Origin of the sequence: Pseudomonas sp. ATCC PTA-122608 (assembly GCF_001952855.1) — a bacterium.
Classification (GTDB): Bacteria; Pseudomonadota; Gammaproteobacteria; order Pseudomonadales; family Pseudomonadaceae; genus Aquipseudomonas.
Map to the genome: position 1 here is coordinate 133883 of NZ_LPNO01000009.1, position 17265 is coordinate 151147.

At 60.8% G+C, this 17265-nt stretch carries 11 protein-coding genes and 1 pseudogene; 3 read left to right on the forward strand and 9 right to left on the reverse strand.

The window, feature by feature from the left end:
• Positions 1–19 precede the first annotated feature (19 nt).
• The 5 genes from AU074_RS10725 to AU074_RS10745 form a co-directional block, all read right to left on the reverse strand.
• Positions 20–2569 (reverse strand): FimV/HubP family polar landmark protein, encoded by a 2550-nt coding sequence (locus tag AU074_RS10725; protein ID WP_076014701.1) that lies wholly within the window; start codon positions 2567–2569, stop codon positions 20–22.
• Positions 2570–2729: 160 nt separating this feature from the next.
• Positions 2730–3740, reverse strand: coding sequence for an aspartate-semialdehyde dehydrogenase (locus AU074_RS10730; protein ID WP_076014702.1), 1011 nt, complete (start codon positions 3738–3740; stop codon positions 2730–2732).
• Positions 3741–3988: 248 nt separating this feature from the next.
• Positions 3989–5101: an aspartate-semialdehyde dehydrogenase gene (asd, locus tag AU074_RS10735; protein WP_010175747.1), complete on the reverse strand. Its 1113-nt coding sequence runs from the start codon at positions 5099–5101 to the stop codon at positions 3989–3991.
• 64 nt (positions 5102–5165) lie between these two features.
• Entirely contained in the window at positions 5166–6248 is a 1083-nt protein-coding gene (gene leuB / locus AU074_RS10740) for a 3-isopropylmalate dehydrogenase (protein ID WP_076014703.1), read from the reverse strand.
• Positions 6249–6301: 53 nt separating this feature from the next.
• A complete protein-coding gene (locus AU074_RS10745; protein ID WP_076014704.1) occupies positions 6302–7066 on the reverse strand; it encodes a class I SAM-dependent methyltransferase in 765 nt (254 codons plus the stop codon).
• Positions 7067–7105: 39 nt separating this feature from the next.
• On the opposite strand from AU074_RS10745, the pseudogene AU074_RS34465 reads away from it, so the two are divergent.
• Positions 7106–7195, forward strand: a pseudogene (locus AU074_RS34465) (outer membrane lipoprotein carrier protein LolA); the annotation flags it as partial.
• A 2-nt stretch (positions 7196–7197) separates the two neighbouring features.
• Here the strand turns inward: AU074_RS34465 and leuD are convergent.
• On the reverse strand, positions 7198–7842 hold the full coding sequence (leuD, locus tag AU074_RS10750) for a 3-isopropylmalate dehydratase small subunit (RefSeq protein WP_076014705.1): 645 nt from the start codon (positions 7840–7842) through the stop codon (positions 7198–7200).
• Between the two features lie 10 nt (positions 7843–7852).
• A complete protein-coding gene (gene leuC, locus AU074_RS10755; protein ID WP_076014706.1) occupies positions 7853–9271 on the reverse strand; it encodes a 3-isopropylmalate dehydratase large subunit in 1419 nt (472 codons plus the stop codon).
• 145 nt (positions 9272–9416) lie between these two features.
• On the opposite strand from leuC, the gene AU074_RS10760 reads away from it, so the two are divergent.
• Together AU074_RS10760 and AU074_RS10765 are read left to right on the forward strand one after the other, a co-directional pair.
• The gene (locus AU074_RS10760; RefSeq protein ID WP_076014707.1) at positions 9417–10307 is read left to right on the forward strand and encodes a LysR family transcriptional regulator; all 891 of its coding nucleotides are present in this window, start codon (positions 9417–9419) and stop codon (positions 10305–10307) included.
• Positions 10308–10370: 63 nt separating this feature from the next.
• Complete coding sequence (locus AU074_RS10765) at positions 10371–13679, forward strand: EAL domain-containing protein (RefSeq protein WP_076014708.1); 3309 nt, start codon at positions 10371–10373, stop codon at positions 13677–13679.
• On the opposite strand, the gene AU074_RS10770 is transcribed toward AU074_RS10765, so the two are convergent.
• On the reverse strand, positions 13665–15563 hold the full coding sequence (locus AU074_RS10770; protein ID WP_076014716.1) for a hypothetical protein: 1899 nt from the start codon (positions 15561–15563) through the stop codon (positions 13665–13667). The genes AU074_RS10765 and AU074_RS10770 overlap by 15 nt on opposite strands.
• A gap of 59 nt (positions 15564–15622) precedes the next feature.
• On the reverse strand, positions 15623–16471 hold the full coding sequence (locus AU074_RS10775) for a hypothetical protein (protein ID WP_256576872.1): 849 nt from the start codon (positions 16469–16471) through the stop codon (positions 15623–15625).
• Positions 16472–17265: the final 794 nt, after the last annotated feature.

Below are 17265 nucleotides of genomic sequence, written 5' to 3' on the forward strand. Positions count from 1 at the left end.
CTCCTACAGGGGGAAGGGATCAAGCCAGCCGGCTGAGCATTTCCTTGGCTTCGCCTTTTTGACCGTCGTCGCCTTCCTTAAGCACTTCGCCAAGAATGTCCCGCGCGCCATCGGCATCGCCCATGTCGATGTAGGCCTGGGCCAGGTCAAGCTTGGTCGCCACTTCATCGGTGCCGGAGAGGAAGTCGAATTCCGGCTCATCGCCACCCAATGCTGCGTCTGCCTCGGTGAAGGACGGCTCGATGGGCGGATGCTCCAGGCTTTGCGACAGGCGATCCAGCTCGGCGTTGACGTCGTCAAGTTCCGAGGCGAATGCATCCGGCTTGGCCGCGGCAGGTGCCTCGGGTTCGTCGGCCAGGGACAGGTCGAAATCTTCCGGCAGCTCGAGGTCGTCCAGGTCGGCTGGTGTCAGGGTCGGCGGCTCTACCGGTGGCTGGCCCTTCATCTGGTCTTCGAGACCGGAGAGGAACTCGTCGTCGGACTGGGTCGACGATGGCGGGTCGAGCTGCAGGTCCAGGTCGAAGTCCGAGAGGTCTTCCTCGCTGGCCTTGGCCTCGGTCTGCTGTTGCAGCACCGACTCAAAGCTCAGGTCGTCCGACGCTGGCTTGACCACGGCCGGGGAAGCGGCTTCCAGATCGTCCAGGCTCAGGTCGAAGTCGGTGTCAAACGCGTCAGGTTCCGGCGCAGGAGCAGGCGGCGCGGGTTCGTCCTTGAGCAGGTCCTTGACGTATTGGGCGTCGAGGGCGGCCGCAGCAACGGCAGCGCTGACGCCAGCCGCGAGCACGGCCATGGCCGGGAAGCGACTTTTCAGCTGTTCAACCTGGGCATGGTTGTCACCATTGGCGACCAATTGGCGCTCCTGGGTGACAAACCCTTCCTTGTTGCCCTGCAAACCGTGGACTTCCATCAGTTTGAGGCGCAGGTCGCTGCGGGCTGGCTCTTGCTTGATCGCATCTTCCAGTACTTCAGCGGCCTGGTTCAGGTGGCCACGGTCGATGTGCGACTGGGCTTGAGCCAGGGCGTCGGCCGGGCGCTCAGCAGCAACAGGAGCGACAACCGGTGCAATCACCGGAGCAACCACTGCTGCCGGAGCTGGAGCTGGAGCCAGCTTGACGTTCGGCGGCGGCACATCAAGGCCTTCGAAACTGTCGGATGGCAGATCGTGATCAATGTTCGGCGCAAATTCCGGCTCTTCAGCCAGGGCCCGCGCCATGCGCAGGTGCTTTTCTTCTTCAAGGCGCGCATTGCGATGACGCGCCCACAGCAGCAGAAGCAACAGCACCAGCAAACCCGCCGCGCCGCCGATCACGCCGAGCACAATCGGGTTGGTCAGCAGGTCGTTGAATTTACCTTCGGTGGTAGCAGGCACCGCGTCAGCCTTGATCGGCGTCTCGACCGGCGCAGCCGCGGGGGTTGCCGCCGGGGTTGCCGCAACCGGCGCGGCCGGTTGTGCAGCCACTTCAGCCGGCATCGCGGCCGTGGCAGCAGGCTGCGCCGCAGCGCCACCTGGGGTCTGCAGCTTGGCCAATTGATTGTTCTTGAGCTCGATCAGCCGCTGCAGTTTGTCCAGCTGACTTTGCAGGTCAGCCATGCGGCTTTTCAGTTCTTCATTCTCGCGACGGGTCGAATCCAGGCTTTCCTGGGTCACCGCCAGCTTGTTGTTCAAGGCCCGGCTATCACCAGCCCCGCCCTTCACGCCTTTCTTGGCGGCTTCGGCGGAAACCAGGCTCAAGTTGTCCTTGGTATTGGTCTGCGCAGGTGCGTTACCGGCCTGGGTACGCTTGGTGGCGTCGAGTTGCGCCTTGCCGGCGGGCTGATTGGCGCCGCGACGCCCCTCGCGCCACGCCGCATTTTGCGCAGTCACTTCAGCAACCGCCTGGGGCTGCGGCAGGCTGGTGCTTTGCCCAGAATCTGGCAGGCGCAGGACATGGCCGGTTTTCATGCGGTTGATGTTGCCGCCGACAAAGGCATCAGGGTTCAGTGCCTGAATGGCCAGCATGGTTTGCTGCACCGAGGCGCCGTTACGGTTCTTCGCGGCGATTTCCCACAAGGTGTCGTGGGAAGTTGTGGTGAGTTCCTTGGGCTTGGTGACTGGCGGAGCCGACGTCACAGGCGACGTCAGGCGCGGTGCAGGTGCAGGCGCGCCGGCCGTCGGGGTCGACTGGTCGAACTTGGCCGGGTCCAGCAACACGCTGTAGTCGCGCATCAGGCGGCCATTGGGCCATTGCACCTGCAGCAGGAAACGCACATAGGAATCAGGCAACGGCTGGCTGGAGGTGACACGCACCACACTGCGGCCGTTCGGGTTGACCACCGGGGTGAAGGTCAGGTCATTCAGGAAAGCCTGGCGATCAACGCCCGCATCCACGAAGGCCTGGGACGAAGCGAGGCTGGGGGTGATCTCGGAGGCGGTCAGGCCACCGACGTCGAGCAGCTCGATCTCCACCGACAGCGGCTGGTTCAGCTTCGACTTGAGAGTCATCTCCCCAAGTTGCAGTGCTTGCGCCATACCGGAGGACAGCGCCGAGGCGGCCGCTATTGCTAACACCAGTTTGCGAACTTGAACCATAGCCTCATCCTTTTTGAACACTCCCCGGCCTGCGAGAAGGGTGGTAACCGCTGCCATAAGGCATGGCGAGCCGATAGGTCACCGACGCGCAATCTTTCCAGCTTGGGGCCAAGCATAGCGCTTGGCTAGAATCAATCTACAAATTGCCGCCAAGTATCTTTTACACAAGGCCTTTTATCAACAACTGCGCCAGCTGTACGGCGTTAAGTGCGGCGCCTTTGCGTACGTTATCTGACGTCAGCCACACATTTAGTTCCGCCGGGTCATCGACACCGGCACGCACCCGGCCAACGTAGACCACGTCCTGACCGACCGCATCGCCAACCGCCGTGGGGTAATCGCCCTCTTCCACCAGCTCGACACCCGGCGCCGAGTCCAGGGCAAGGTTGACGGCGGCAAGATCGACCGCCGCCCCCAATTGCAGTGACACAGTCAGGCTATCGCCAAAAAACACCGGGGCTTGAACGCAGGTTGCGGAAATCTTTAGCAAAGGCATTTCCAGCACCGCGCGCAATTCGTGCACCAGGCGCTTTTCCAGGGCGGTATGGCCTTGGGCGTCAGGCTTGCCGACCTGGGCCAGCAGGTTGAAGGCCATCTGCCGATCGAAGAATTTTGGCTCCAACGGGCGCACGTTCAGCAATTCGGCGGTCTGCCGGGCGAGTTCGGCGACCGCTTCACGGCCCTGGGCGGAAACAGCGAGATTGGCCGTGACGCTGACGCGCTGGATATCCAGCAAGCCGCGCAGTGGCGCCAGCACCACGGCCAGGGCGGTGGCCGATGGGCTTGGGCTGCTGACCTGATAGGGCCTTTTCAGGCCATCCAGGACGTGGGCATTGGCTTCCGGAACCACTTGCGGCGCCTGATCGGCCGGCAAGGCGCCGGACAGGTCGATCAGCGTGCAGCCAGCGGCGGTGGCGCGCGGGGCAAAACTCAAGGTGACCGCAGGGCCGGCGGCGAAGAACACCAGCTGGACTTTGCTGAAATCAAATTCGTCGACTTCCCGTACCCGCACGTTCTTGCCACGAAACGGCACCGAATGCCCGGCCGACTCGCTGCTGGCCAGCAGGTGCAGGTTGCCTACCGGGAAGTCCTGCTCTTCGAGGATCTGCACCAGGGTTTCGCCAACGGTGCCGGTAGCGCCGATCACGGCAATATCAAAGGTCTGGGTCATGGGGGCTGCCTCGGGCATTGCGGGGGGAGCGGCACTTTACCGGGTGGTTGGGGGTGAGGCAATTAACCTGGGGCTTGTGGTGTGGCTGATGGCCTCTTCGCGAGCAAGCCCGCTCCCACATTCGACCGAGTTTCTTCAGTTGAAATGCGATCAAATGTGGGAGCGGGCTTGCTCGCGAAGAGGCCCGAGCGCGCAATAAAAAACCCGCGCCTGTCACCAGAGCGCGGGTTTCCAATTACCAGCAGCGATTACCGCTCCAGCAAGATCCGCAGCATGCGACGCAACGGCTCAGCCGCACCCCACAGCAGTTGGTCGCCGACGGTGAACGCGCCCAGGTACTGAGTCCCCATGTTCAGCTTGCGCAGACGGCCAACCGGCACATTCAGGGTACCGGTCACCTTATTCGGGCTCAGTTCCTGGATGCTGATATCGCGGTTGTTCGGCACCAGCTTGACCCAAGGGTTGTGCTGGCTGATCAGCCCTTCGATATCGGCGATCGGCACGTCTTTGTTCAGCTTGATGGTCAGCGCCTGGCTGTGGCAACGCATGGCGCCGATGCGCACGCAGATACCGTCCACCGGGATCGGGCTCTTGAAGCGACCAAGGATCTTGTTGGTCTCGGCCTGGGCCTTCCACTCTTCACGGCTCTGGCCGTTAGGCAGTTCCTTGTCGATCCACGGGATCAGGCTACCGGCCAAGGGCACGCCGAAGTTCTCGGTCGGGTAGGCTTCACTGCGCATGGCTTCAGCCACACGGCGGTCGATGTCGAGGATCGCGCTGGCCGGGTCAGCCAGTTGATCGGCAACCGCAGCGTGGGTCGCGCCCATTTGCTTGATCAGTTCACGCATGTTCTGCGCGCCGGCACCGGAGGCCGCCTGATAGGTCATGGCGCTCATCCACTCCACCAGGCCGGCTTCGAACAAGCCGCCCAGGCCCATCAGCATCAGGCTGACGGTGCAGTTGCCGCCGATGTAGTTCTTGGTGCCTGCGTCCAGTTGCTGGTCGATCACCTTGCGGTTGACCGGGTCCAGGACGATGACCGCGTCATCCTGCATGCGCAGGCTGGAAGCGGCGTCGATCCAGTAACCCTGCCAGCCGGCTTCGCGCAGCTTGGGGAAGACTTCGCTGGTGTAGTCGCCACCCTGGCAGGTCAGAATGACGTCGAGGGTCTTCAGTTCTTCAATGTTATAGGCGTCCTTGAGCGGAGCAATGTCCTTGCCCACAGACGGCCCTTGACCACCTACATTGGAAGTGGTGAAAAACACCGGCTCAATCAGATCGAAATCCTGCTCTTCCAGCATCCGCTGCATGAGCACGGAACCGACCATACCGCGCCAACCGATCAGACCTACACGTTTCATCGCAACTACACCTTGTTCAAAAGTGGGCCGCCTTGCAGCAACATCTGCAAGCGGGCCCGAGAGATTACAGATTCCGCAGCGCGGCGACTACTGCGTCGCCCATTTCTTGCGTACCGACCTTGGTGCAACCCTGGGACCAGATGTCACCGGTGCGCAGGCCTTGGTCCAGCACCAGGCTCACAGCCTTCTCGATGGCATCCGCCGCGTCGGTCAGGTTGAAGCTGTAACGCAGCATCATCGACACCGACAAAATGGTCGCCAACGGGTTGGCAATGCCCTGCCCGGCGATGTCCGGCGCCGAACCGTGGCACGGCTCGTACATGCCTTTGTTGTTGGCATCCAGGGATGCCGACGGCAGCATGCCGATGGAACCGGTGAGCATCGAGGCCTGGTCGGACAGGATGTCGCCGAACAGGTTGTCGGTGACGATCACGTCGAACTGCTTGGGTGCACGCACCAGTTGCATGGCGGCGTTGTCGACGTACATGTGGCTCAGCTCGACGTCCGGGTAGTCCTTGGCGACTTCCTCGACGATTTCACGCCACAGCTGGCTGGACGCCAATACGTTGGCCTTGTCCACCGAGCAGACCTTCTTGCCACGCACACGGGCCATGTCGAAACCGACACGGGCGATACGGCGGATTTCACTCTCGCTGTACGGCAGGGTGTCGTAGGCCTGACGCTCGCCATTCTCCAACTCGCGCACGCCCCGTGGCGAGCCGAAGTAGATACCGCCGGTCAGTTCGCGGACGATCAGGATGTCCAGGCCCGCGACGATTTCCGGCTTCAGGCTGGAAGCGTCCGCCAGTTGCGGGTAAAGGATCGCCGGGCGCAGGTTGCCGAACAGGCCCAGTTGCGCACGGATCTTCAGCAGGCCGCGCTCCGGGCGGATGTCACGTTCGATCTTGTCCCATTTCGGGCCACCCACGGCACCCAACAGCACGGCGTCGGCTGCGCGCGCACGGTCCAGGGTCTCGTCGGCCAGGGGCACGCCGTGCTTGTCGATGGCCGCGCCGCCGATCACGTCGTGGCTCAGTTCGAAGCCCAGGCTGTACTTGGTGTTGGCCACTTCCAGGACCTTGACCGCTTCGGCCATGATTTCCGGACCAATGCCGTCGCCAGGGAGAATCAGAATCTGCTTGCTCATGGGTTCCTCATTTCATCAAGCGACCCGCCCGTGGGCAGGTCGGGAAAAATTAATCAGCGTTCGGCCCACACCACCAGCACGTCGGTGCTGAAGGTGCCGTCGGCTTGAATCTCGAAATAATCGCGCACTTCCTGGCCCATCGCCTTTTGCAGCTCCAGAATCGCGGCGCGCAATACCTCTGGGGTGCGCATGCGCTCAACCCACGAGGTGTATTCCAGGCGCAGGCGCTGGCGGCTGCTGTTGCGTACATGCAAACCGGCTTCGCTGAGCTGGTGCATCCACTCGCCGGCGGAATAATCGCGCACATGACTGGTGTCGCGCAGCACTTCCACGGTTTGCAGGTAAGTGTCCAACAGCGGGCTGCCCGGTGACAAGACGTCCACAAAAGCGGCCACGCCACCCGGCTTGAGCACCCGGCGCACTTCACGCAGGGCCAGGCCGAGGTCGCTCCAATGGTGAGCCGAATAGCGGCTGAACACGAAGTCGAACTCGCCATCAGCGAACGGCAGGCGCTCGGCGGCGCCGTGCACGGTGCGGATGTTGTCCAGGCCACGGTCCACCGCAGCAGCCGCGACCACCTCGAGCATTTGCTGGGACAGGTCGTACGCCACCACTTCTTTAACCAACGGTGCAACGTTGAAACTCACATGGCCAGCGCCGCAACCCAGGTCCAGCAGTCGCGCAGCGCCCTGCCCGGCCAGTTCGGCCTGGAGTAGCGCGAATTCGGTGCCTTGAGCGTGAACTGCGCTGCTCAGATAGGCCGAGGCCTGTTCGCCGAATTGTTTTTGCACGACTTGGGTGTGGGCGGTGCTGGTCATGGGAAGCTCCTCGTTGTTGTGCTTTTTGTAGGAGCGAGCTTGCTCGCGAAGGTCGCCAACGATGACGCTGGGCATCTGACACCCCGTGGCGATCTCAGGTTTTTCGCGAGCAAGCTCGCTCCTACAGTGGGTTACGCGTCGCGAAACAACCAAGGCTGGCTCGCCCGGTGCTTGGTTTCAAACGCTGCAATCGCATCGCCGTCCTGCAAGGTCAGGCCGATGTCGTCCAGGCCATTGATCAGGCAGTGCTTGCGGAAGGCGTCCACTTCAAAGTGATACACCTTGCCGTCCGGACGGGTCACGGTCTGCGCCGCCAGGTCGACGGTCAACTGGTAGCCCACATTGGCTTCCACTTGCTGGAACAACTCATCCACTTCGGCATCGCTCAAGATGATCGGCAACAAGCCGTTCTTGAAGCTGTTGTTGAAGAAGATGTCGGCGTAGCTCGGCGCGATGATGCTGCGAAAGCCATATTCTTCCAGGGCCCACGGCGCGTGTTCACGGCTGGAGCCGCAACCGAAGTTTTCCCGGGCCAGCAACACGCTGGCACCCTGGTAACGCTCGGCGTTGAGCACAAAATCCTTGTTCAACGGGCGCTTGGAGTTGTCCTGGTAGGCGTAGCCCACGTCCAGGTAGCGCCACTCGTCGAACAGGTTCGGGCCAAAACCGGTGCGCTTGATCGACTTCAAGAACTGCTTGGGAATGATCTGGTCGGTGTCCACGTTGGCACGGTCCAACGGCGCGACTAAACCGGTGTGTTGGGTAAAAGCTCTCATCGGGTATTCCTCAGATCAATTCGCGAACGTCGATGAAACGACCGTTGACGGCAGCCGCAGCAGCCATGGCCGGGCTAACGAGGTGGGTACGGCCACCGGCGCCCTGACGCCCTTCGAAGTTACGGTTGGAGGTGGACGCGCAATGCTCGCCTGACTCCAAACGGTCCGGGTTCATTGCCAGGCACATCGAGCAGCCCGGCTCGCGCCATTCAAAACCGGCTTCGAGGAAGATCTTGTCGAGGCCTTCGGCTTCAGCCTGGGCCTTAACCAGACCCGAACCTGGCACCACGATCGCCTGCTTAATGGTCGAGGCGACTTTGCGGCCCTTGGCGATCACCGCCGCAGCGCGCAAGTCTTCGATCCGCGAGTTGGTGCAGGAGCCGATAAACACGCGATCCAACTGGATGTCGGTGATCGCCTGGTTGGCTTTCAAGCCCATGTACTTCAAGGCGCGCTCGATGGAGCCGCGTTTGACCAGGTCGGTTTCCTTGGCCGGGTCCGGCACGTTCTGATCAACGGCCAACACCATTTCCGGCGAAGTGCCCCAGCTGACTTGCGGCTTGATCTGCGCGGCGTCGAGGGTAACCACGGTGTCGAACACCGCGTCGGCATCGGACACCAGGTCTTTCCAGGCTTCGACAGCGGCGTCCCAATCGGCACCGCTCGGTGCGAATGGGCGACCCTTGACGTAGGCAATGGTCTTTTCGTCCGCCGCCACCATGCCCACACGGGCACCGGCTTCGATGGACATGTTGCAGATGGTCATGCGGCCTTCGATGGACAGGTCGCGAATCGCGCTGCCGGCGAATTCGATGGCGTGGCCGTTACCGCCGGCGGTGCCGATCTTGCCGATCACCGCCAGGACGATGTCTTTGGCAGTGACGCCGAAAGGCAACTCACCTTCCACCGACACCAGCATGTTCTTCATTTTCTTGGCAACCAGGCACTGGGTGGCGAATACGTGCTCCACCTCGGAAGTGCCGATGCCGTGCGCCAACGCGCCAAACGCCCCGTGGGTGGAGGTGTGGGAGTCGCCGCAGACCACGGTCATGCCGGGCAAGGTGGCGCCCTGCTCCGGGCCGATCACGTGAACGATGCCTTGACGCACGTCATTCATCTTGAATTCGGTGATGCCATATTCGTCGCAGTAATCATCGAGGGTCTGCACCTGGAGGCGCGACACGGTGTCGACGATAGCTTCGATCCCGCCTTTACGCTCCGGGGTGGTCGGCACGTTGTGGTCCGGGGTGGCGATGATCGAGTCGACGCGCCAAGGCTTGCGCCCGGCCAGTCGCAGGCCTTCGAACGCTTGAGGCGAGGTCACTTCATGGATGATGTGACGGTCGATGTAGATCAGCGACGACCCATCATCGCGCCGTTTCACTTCATGGGAATCCCAAAGCTTGTCGTAAAGCGTTTTGCCGGCCATCACGCGGTCCTCATCAGGTGTTTCTATGCCCCGGGCCTTGAACGATTCAATAACCCTTTGGCTTGTGAGGCTGATGGTATGGCGCTACATTAAATAACTCAAATTCATATTTTTTATGCTTTGGATTACCAACTGGAATAGCACAATGGACCTGGCCAACCTCAATGCCTTTATTGCCATCGCCGAGACTGGCAGCTTCTCCGGTGCCGGCGAACGCCTGCACCTGACCCAACCCGCCATCAGCAAGCGCATCGCCGGCCTGGAGCAGCAATTAAAGGTGCGTCTGTTCGACAGGCTGGGGCGTGAAGTCGGCCTTACCGAAGCCGGGAGAGCGTTACTGCCGCGGGCTTATCAGATCCTCAACGTGCTGGACGACACCCGCCGCGCCCTGACCAACCTCACCGGCGAAGTCAGCGGGCGCCTGACACTGGCCACCAGCCATCACATAGGCCTGCATCGCCTGCCGCCCGTACTGCGCACATTTACCCGGGAATACCCGAACGTCGCCCTGGATATTCAGTTTCTCGATTCAGAAGTGGCCTACGAAGAAATCCTCCATGGCCGCGCCGAAGTGGCGGTCATCACCCTCGCGCCGGAGCCCCACACACTGGTGCGCGCCACCCCGGTGTGGGACGACCCGCTGGATTTCGTGGTGGCACCGGAACACAGCCTGATCAGCAACGGCAACGTCAACCTGGCGGACATCGCCCGGCACCCGGCGGTGTTTCCCGGCGGCAACACCTTTACCCACCATATCGTGCAGCGGCTGTTCGAGGCCCAGGGCCTGACGCCGAATATCGCCATGAGCACCAACTACCTGGAAACCATCAAGATGATGGTCTCCATTGGCCTGGCCTGGAGCGTGTTGCCGCGCACGATGCTCGATGATCAGGTGGCACGCATCGCTTTGCCGGGCATACAGCTCAGTCGCCAGCTAGGCTATATCGTGCACACCGAAAGGACGCTGTCGAACGCTGCGCGGGCTTTCATGAGCCTATTGGATGCACAGGTCGATCTGCCAGGGAATCAGGCATGAATCGCTGTGGCCCGTAGACCATGAACCCGCGCCGAACGCCCATCGAGCCAAGGCCCTGTGATAATGCGCAACCCCGTCAATTCCGTGCCACCTCTGCCTCGCATCTACGCCCTGGACCCACAGGAGGCGGAGCAAAGCTGGGACAGCGCGCCGCAACTGCTGGCGGCGCTCAACGCTGCCCGGCTGGGCGCCTGGAGCTGGGAAATCGATACCGGCCGGATAAGCTGGTCCCGAGGCACCCAGGCCCTGTTCGGCTTCGACCCGCGCCACCCACTGCCTAAAGACCTGGAGTACCTGGACCTGCTGGCTCCCGAGGACCGCGCCAAGGTGGTCCGGGCCTTTCATGCGGTGCTGGCCGGCGAGCCCGCAGCCCAAGCCATGCACCACCGCATCCAATGGCCCGATGGCAGCCTGCACTGGCTGGAAATCAACGGCAGCCTGCTGCCGGACAAGGCCGGTCGCCGGCGGATGATCGGAGTGATCCGCGAAATCACCCACCAGCGCGAGCGCGAACACGCCCTCAGCCATTCGGAAAAGCGTTTCGCCACCCTGTTTCATTTGTGCCCGCTGATGGTCCTGCTGACCCGCCAGGCGGACGGCCTGATCAGCGAAGCCAACCAGTATTTCGAGAGCCTGTTCGGCTGGCCGCTGGCCGATGCCATTGGCCGCAGCACGCTGGAGCTGGGCCTCTGGGTACACCCCGAACAACGCGCGCTGTTGATCAAGGCCACCCAGCGCAAAGGCACCCCCATCACCATGGAGGTGCAGTTTCGCGCCAGCAACGGGCAGATCCACGATGGCACCCTCAGCGCCCAGAAAGTCGAGCTGGACGGCGAGGACTACCTGATCAGCACCTTCCTCGACACCACCGACCGCAAGAACGCCGAGCAAGCCCTCAAGGACAGCCAGGAACGCCTGGACCTGGCCCTCGACTCGGCACAACTGGGTACCTGGGACTGGCACATTCCCAGCGGCATGCTCTACGGCTCGGCCCGCGCCGCGCAATTGCACGGGCTGGAACCCCAGCCGTTCCACGAATCCTTCGAGGCTTTTTTTGAAGGCATGCCCCAGGAAGAGCGTGAGAGCATGCGCAACGCCTACCGGACCCTGCGCGAAGGCCCGGCGGGCAACTACCAACTGACCTATCGCGTGCAACTGGAAGATGGCAGTTCGCGCTACCTGGAAAGCCGCGCCCGCCTGTATCGCGATGACTTGGGCGTGCCCCTGCGCATGGCCGGCACGCTGCTCGACATCACCGACCAGGTCGAGCGCGAACAACGCCTGACCGCGTCGGAAGAAAAGTTCGCCAGCCTGTTTCTGGCCAGCCCCGACCCGATCTGCGTGACACGCCTGGAGACCGGCCAGTTTATCGAGATCAACCCGGCCTTCACCCAGACCTTCGGCTGGACCGCCGCCGAGGTGCTCAACAACAACGCCGAACAGATCGGCTTGTGGGATGAACCCAGCAGGCGCCTGCAACGCATCGAGCAGGTGATTCGCGAACAATCCCTGAGCAACGTGGCAATCACCGTTCATCACAAGAACGGCCAAACCCTTAACTGCGTGATCTCCAGCCGCCTGATCCAGGTCAGCGACCAACCCTGCATCGTCACCACCTTGCGGGACATCACCCAGCAGCAACGCTCGGAAGCGGCGCTCAAGGCCAGCGAAGAGAAGTTCGCCAAGGCCTTTCATTCCAGCCCCGACGCGGTGTCGATCACCGAACGCGATACCGGGCGCTATGTAGAGGTCAATGACGGCTTCTGCCGCTTGACCGGCTACCGCGCCGAAGAGGCGATCGGCCTGACGCTGTATCAGATCGGCATCTGGGCCGACGAAAACCAGCGCGCTGCGTTATTGGCCGAGCTGCAGATCAAGGGCCGCATTCATCACCTGGAAATGCTCTGGCACAACAAGCGCGGCGAAGTACTGGCGGTTGAAGTGTCGGTGGAACCCATCACCCTCAATGAAACCCCGTGCCTGCTGCTGACCGCCCGGGACGTGAGCCTGTTGAAAAACGCCCAGGCGCAGATTCGCCACCTGGCCTATCACGACCCGCTGACCAACCTGCCCAACCGCGCCCTGCTGATGGACCGCCTGAGCCAGCAGATCGCCTTGCTCAAGCGCCATAACCTGCGGGGCGCTCTGCTGTTCCTCGACCTGGACCACTTCAAGCACATCAACGACTCCCTCGGCCACCCGGTGGGCGACACCGTGCTGAAAATCGTCACCGCTCGCCTCGAAGCCAGCGTGCGCATGGAAGACACCGTGGCGCGCCTGGGTGGCGATGAATTTGTAGTCCTGCTCAGCGGCCTGGAGGGTTCGCGCCAGCAGGTCAGTGCCCAGGTTTCGGAGTTGGCCGACACCCTGCGCGAACTGTTATCCGAACCGATGTTTCTGGATGGCCAACGCTTGCAAGTCACGCCGAGCATTGGCGTGGCGCTGATACCCGATCACGGTTCAACCCCGGCGGACTTGCTCAAGCGCGCCGATATCGCGCTGTACCGAGCCAAGGACTCGGGACGCAACACGATCCAGATGTTCCACAACAGCATGCAGAAAACCGCCAGCGAGCGGCTGCGTATGGAAACCGACCTGCGCCTGGCCCTGTCCCGCGGTGAATTCAGCGTGCACTACCAACCGCAAGTGGATGCCCGGGGTAACCAGATCGTCGGCGCCGAAGCCCTGGTGCGCTGGCAGCACCCGCAGTTGGGCGCGCAATCGCCGACTGAATTCATCAAGGTGCTGGAAGACAGCGGGCTGATTCTGGAAGTCGGCACCTGGATCCTCGATGAAGCCTGCGGGACCTTCGCGCAACTGATCGCCGAGGGCCTGGTGGACCCGCTGAATTTCAGCCTGTGCGTGAACATCAGCCCGAGGCAGTTTCGCCAGAACGATTTTGTCGAGCGGGTGGAGCGCAGCCTGCGCACCCACCAACTGCCTTTTACGCTGCTGAAACTGGAAATCACCGAAGGCATCGTGATTCAGAATCTGGACGACACCATCAGCAAGATGCGCCGCCTGAAAAAACTCGGCGTGAGCTTTGCGATGGATGATTTCGGCACCGGCTACTCGTCACTGACCTACCTCAAGCGCCTGCCCGTGGATGCGCTGAAAATCGACCAGTCGTTTGTGCGCGATGCGACCCATGATCCGAACGATGCGGAAATCATCCGCGCGATTGTGGCCATGGCCCGCAGCTTGAACCTGGAGGTGATTGCCGAGGGAGTGGAAACGACCGAGCAATTGGCGTTCTTGCAGGGGCTGGGGTGTCATTTGTATCAGGGGTATTTGCACAGCCGGCCGCTGCCTATGGAGGGTTTCCGGCAACGGCTGGTGCAGGCCGGGCCGTTGCAGTTAAACCAACTTTAGTGCGATGCCATCGTCACGCATCCAGCCCGATGTCTTCAGTGAGGTTTTGGCCCCGTAATCATCAAAAACGCCATCAACAACCGCTACAGAGTGCCCGAAGTTTGCCAGCGTACCGGCCACGCCGCTGGCCAGTTCCTGGACGCTGCTCTGCCGTGTAAAGGCATACAGTCCCAGCCGCTGCAGCGCATCACCGGGGCTCTCGCCATCATTGAGCGTGCCCATGGCCGCTTCGAAACCGGCGGCGGCGCGAAACTCGTGATTCTCCATTTGCGCCCGCTTGGCACTGACGGCGTACAAGAACGTCGCGTCCTTGAGCAACCCGGGGTCAGCGCCCTTGAAGTGTGAGCCTTCCCGGGCCTTTTTCAGCTCTTCATGGGTCAAGCGCACCGTACAGGCATCGCGCATGGTCACGGTATAACCCTCGCGCGTCGGGATGATGCTTTTATAGATGCCCCGGGGATTTTGACCGTACTTCATCATCGCCGCCTTGATCGCGGATACCGTGACGCAATTACCCTCGACCCCTTGATAAAATCCGCTCCAGATATTGGCGGGCTTGATCCCCACCGGGACATCGGACGTCGGAGAAACCGTGGGAATTGAATCAATCGGTAATCCGGCAGGCACCTCCTCGGCGAGCATGTAGCCATACGACCTGGCGACAGACGCTGGTTTTCCAACACTGTGCTGGACGCCATCCAGCACTAAGGCGCCCGAATAGCCGAAGGTATTGATTACCGCGACAGCGCCTTGCTTCATCATCTTGCCGGGGGGAACGAGCCGCAAAAAACCGACCATCCCAAGCCCCGTCAAGACCCTGTAGGGCGTATCGCCTTCCAGGGCGTTTGATAAAGCCCTGCCAAATGATTTGTCCGGCGCGGGATCAAAACGGGTCAGTTGCCTGCGTTTCACGTAGGCCGCCCACATGAAGTTGGCCTGGTTCAGGGCCTGCCTGTCAGGTCCGGCAAACCGGGACGCATCGCTCGCCTGCTTCAATTCCTGTTCGGAAAGGTGAATCGCGAAGCCGTCCTTCATCGTGATGTTATAGCCCCCTCCTGCCGGGAAGACTTTCTCAAACATATCCGCCGGGCTTTGGCCAAATCTCAGCATGAGCATCTTGATCACGGCGGCGTGGCTGCTGACATCAAACGACTCGCCAAACCTTGGTTCAACCGCATTAAAACCATTCAGGATGCCGGAGGGTTTCTCAGGGTTGCGCCTCGCCTGCTCGGCGTTGTCCAACACATAGACGTAATGGCGGTCGGGGCGGTATTGACGGTCAAACCGATGCGCCACCCCATTACGGATCAATGAGGCGCCAAAGTCATGAGTTTCCATAACACCAACGGCGTCCTTGCCGATGAGCTGCTGCGCAGGTATACGCCGCATAAACTGCTTCATCCCCATGCCTTTGAGCAGATTAAAGGTGGTCTCTCCCTGTAAAGACGTCGACAAGGCCGCATCAAAGTTGCTGTTGATACTGCTGTCCGCGCTGGACAACTGTTTGCGTTTGATAAAGACCGCCAACGCAAAATTGGCATTTTCCATTGCCCCTGCATCGCTGCCGACAAACCTCGACGCGGCCGTGGTGCGGCGCAGCTCATGTTCAGCAAGATGCAACTTGTAGCCGTCTTTCAGGGTGATGTCGTAGCCGCCGCCGACGTGCCGGACCTCGCTGAACATATCGGCGCGGCGAGACCCGAATGTAACCATCATCATCTTGATGACCGCCGAATGAGTACTGGTATCAAAGTGCTCAGCAAATCTACGTTCGGTAGAACTGAAGGCATTGACGATATCGACCGGCCTTTCTTGTGCTTCCTGCAAGCCATGAAAAACGTTGCGGCCGACCCTCATCGCAAAACCGGAGTTCAAGATATTCATGTTCACAACCCTCTGAAACACCACCACACGCTGAATCCAGTTGTGAACCTGCGAAAACGTCAGACCAACGCGATGGCATCTCCGAAACGCGGCGGCCCCCCCTTCTTGCCGTATAGCTCCTCACACCCGTCAATCACAGCCACCGAGTGACGCTGCCTGTTGACCATCCCTATCAATGACTTATCTCGAAAGGCTGTTACCGAGACTGTCCGCATGTGTTGGCGCAAGCCCAGCCGCAAGAAGCCTTCACCCGCCCCTCTTTCATCTTCCCCATTGTTAAGGCTGTGTATGGCGGCCTCAATACTTCTCCCGGCAGTCCCGTCGTTGTTTTCCATCATTGCCCGTTTGGCACTGACAGCAAACAGGAAGTGCGCGTCCTTGAGCATGCCGGAGTCAGTCATTAGGACAAACCTTGAAGCCCTTGTCGCCTTTTCCAGCTCATCCTTTTTCAGGTCCAGCCTGTATCCGTCACGCATCTCCACGTGATAGCCATCACCTACGCCTCGAACAGACTTGAAAATATCGGTTGGGCTTTGCCCAAACTTCATCATCGCCGCCTTGATCGCCGAAATCGTCACGCAGTTACCATCGGGGCCCTGGCGAAAACCGTTCCAGATATTGTCGGGCTTTGCACCATTACGCTTGCTGGAAAGGTCTCGAAGAACCTGTGCACGTGGATCAGGGAGCGGTAAAACAGGACGGGGGATCACCGGAGGCGAGGGCAACGGTGTTACCGGAAGGGGTGTCACCGGAGGCATAGGCAACGGTGTTACCGGAAGGGGTGTCACCGGAGGCATAGGCAACGGTGTTACCGGGGTCGGAACCGTGTTCGTCGGATCCGTCCCGGCCAGGACACGTTGCAACAGGGAAAAGAACTGCGTAAAGACCTCGAGCAACTTCGTCAGCATCGGGCCGTTGTTTGTTGCATCGCCAATGCCGCCTCGATCGTTATTGTTGAATGCCGGGACAGGATCCCTATCAACTTTCCTCTCGTCCGTCGAAACCGTCCTTGGTCGTACTGGACACGAGGCCAGATGCTGATACTCCGTGCTTGCCTGCATCCTTTGTCTAATAGGTAAACAAGACATAAATCCACTCTTTTCCAGAAGCCCCCCGGTCTTGACGACCGGGAAGCAATTTCCTTGATAAACCTTGAGAGGTTGCCGTTTTATCGACTTATCCGACGACCTGGATTGAAGCGCCAATCGTTGTTGGAAGCCTGTTTCCCGCGGTTGCCGGACGACTCAAAAAAGTCGTTCTCTGCAGGTCCTGGAGCCGTCACGTCCGGCGTTACTGGAGGCCGGGGGGCGATTGGCGTCTTGTCATCAACGACTGGTGTTACTGGCCTGTTAGGAATAACTGGCACCTGGTTATCAACACCTGGCGTTACTGGCCTGTTGGGAACAACTGGTACCTGGTTATCMACACCTGGCGTTACTGGCCTGTTGGGAACAACTGGTACCTGGTTATCAACACCTGGCGTTACTGGCCTGTTGGGAACAACTGGCGTCCGGTTATCAACACCTGGCGTTACTGGCCTGTTGGGAACAACTGGTACCTGGTTATCAACACCTGGCGTTACTGGCCTGTTGGGAACAACTGGTACCTGGTTATCAACACCTGGCGTTACTGGCCTGTTGGGAACAACTGGTACCTGGTTATCAACACCTGGCGTTACTGGCCTGTTGGGAACAACTGGCGT

What these genes read in the sequence shown, in the direction of transcription:
- AU074_RS10775 (WP_256576872.1), bottom strand. Translation starts at nt 16,471, where the DNA reads ATGCTGACGAAGTTGCTCGAGGTCTTTACGCAGTTCTTTTCCCTGTTG.
- leuD (WP_076014705.1), bottom strand. Translation starts at nt 7,842, where the DNA reads ATGAGAGCTTTTACCCAACACACCGGTTTAGTCGCGCCGTTGGACCGT.
- AU074_RS10745 (WP_076014704.1), bottom strand. Translation starts at nt 7,066, where the DNA reads ATGACCAGCACCGCCCACACCCAAGTCGTGCAAAAACAATTCGGCGAA.
- asd (WP_010175747.1), bottom strand. Translation starts at nt 5,101, where the DNA reads ATGAAACGTGTAGGTCTGATCGGTTGGCGCGGTATGGTCGGTTCCGTG.
- AU074_RS10730 (WP_076014702.1), bottom strand. Translation starts at nt 3,740, where the DNA reads ATGACCCAGACCTTTGATATTGCCGTGATCGGCGCTACCGGCACCGTT.
- AU074_RS10725 (WP_076014701.1), bottom strand. Translation starts at nt 2,569, where the DNA reads ATGGTTCAAGTTCGCAAACTGGTGTTAGCAATAGCGGCCGCCTCGGCG.
- leuC (WP_076014706.1), bottom strand. Translation starts at nt 9,271, where the DNA reads ATGGCCGGCAAAACGCTTTACGACAAGCTTTGGGATTCCCATGAAGTG.
- leuB (WP_076014703.1), bottom strand. Translation starts at nt 6,248, where the DNA reads ATGAGCAAGCAGATTCTGATTCTCCCTGGCGACGGCATTGGTCCGGAA.
- AU074_RS10760 (WP_076014707.1), top strand. Translation starts at nt 9,417, where the DNA reads ATGGACCTGGCCAACCTCAATGCCTTTATTGCCATCGCCGAGACTGGC.
- AU074_RS10765 (WP_076014708.1), top strand. Translation starts at nt 10,371, where the DNA reads ATGCGCAACCCCGTCAATTCCGTGCCACCTCTGCCTCGCATCTACGCC.
- AU074_RS10770 (WP_076014716.1), bottom strand. Translation starts at nt 15,563, where the DNA reads ATGAATATCTTGAACTCCGGTTTTGCGATGAGGGTCGGCCGCAACGTT.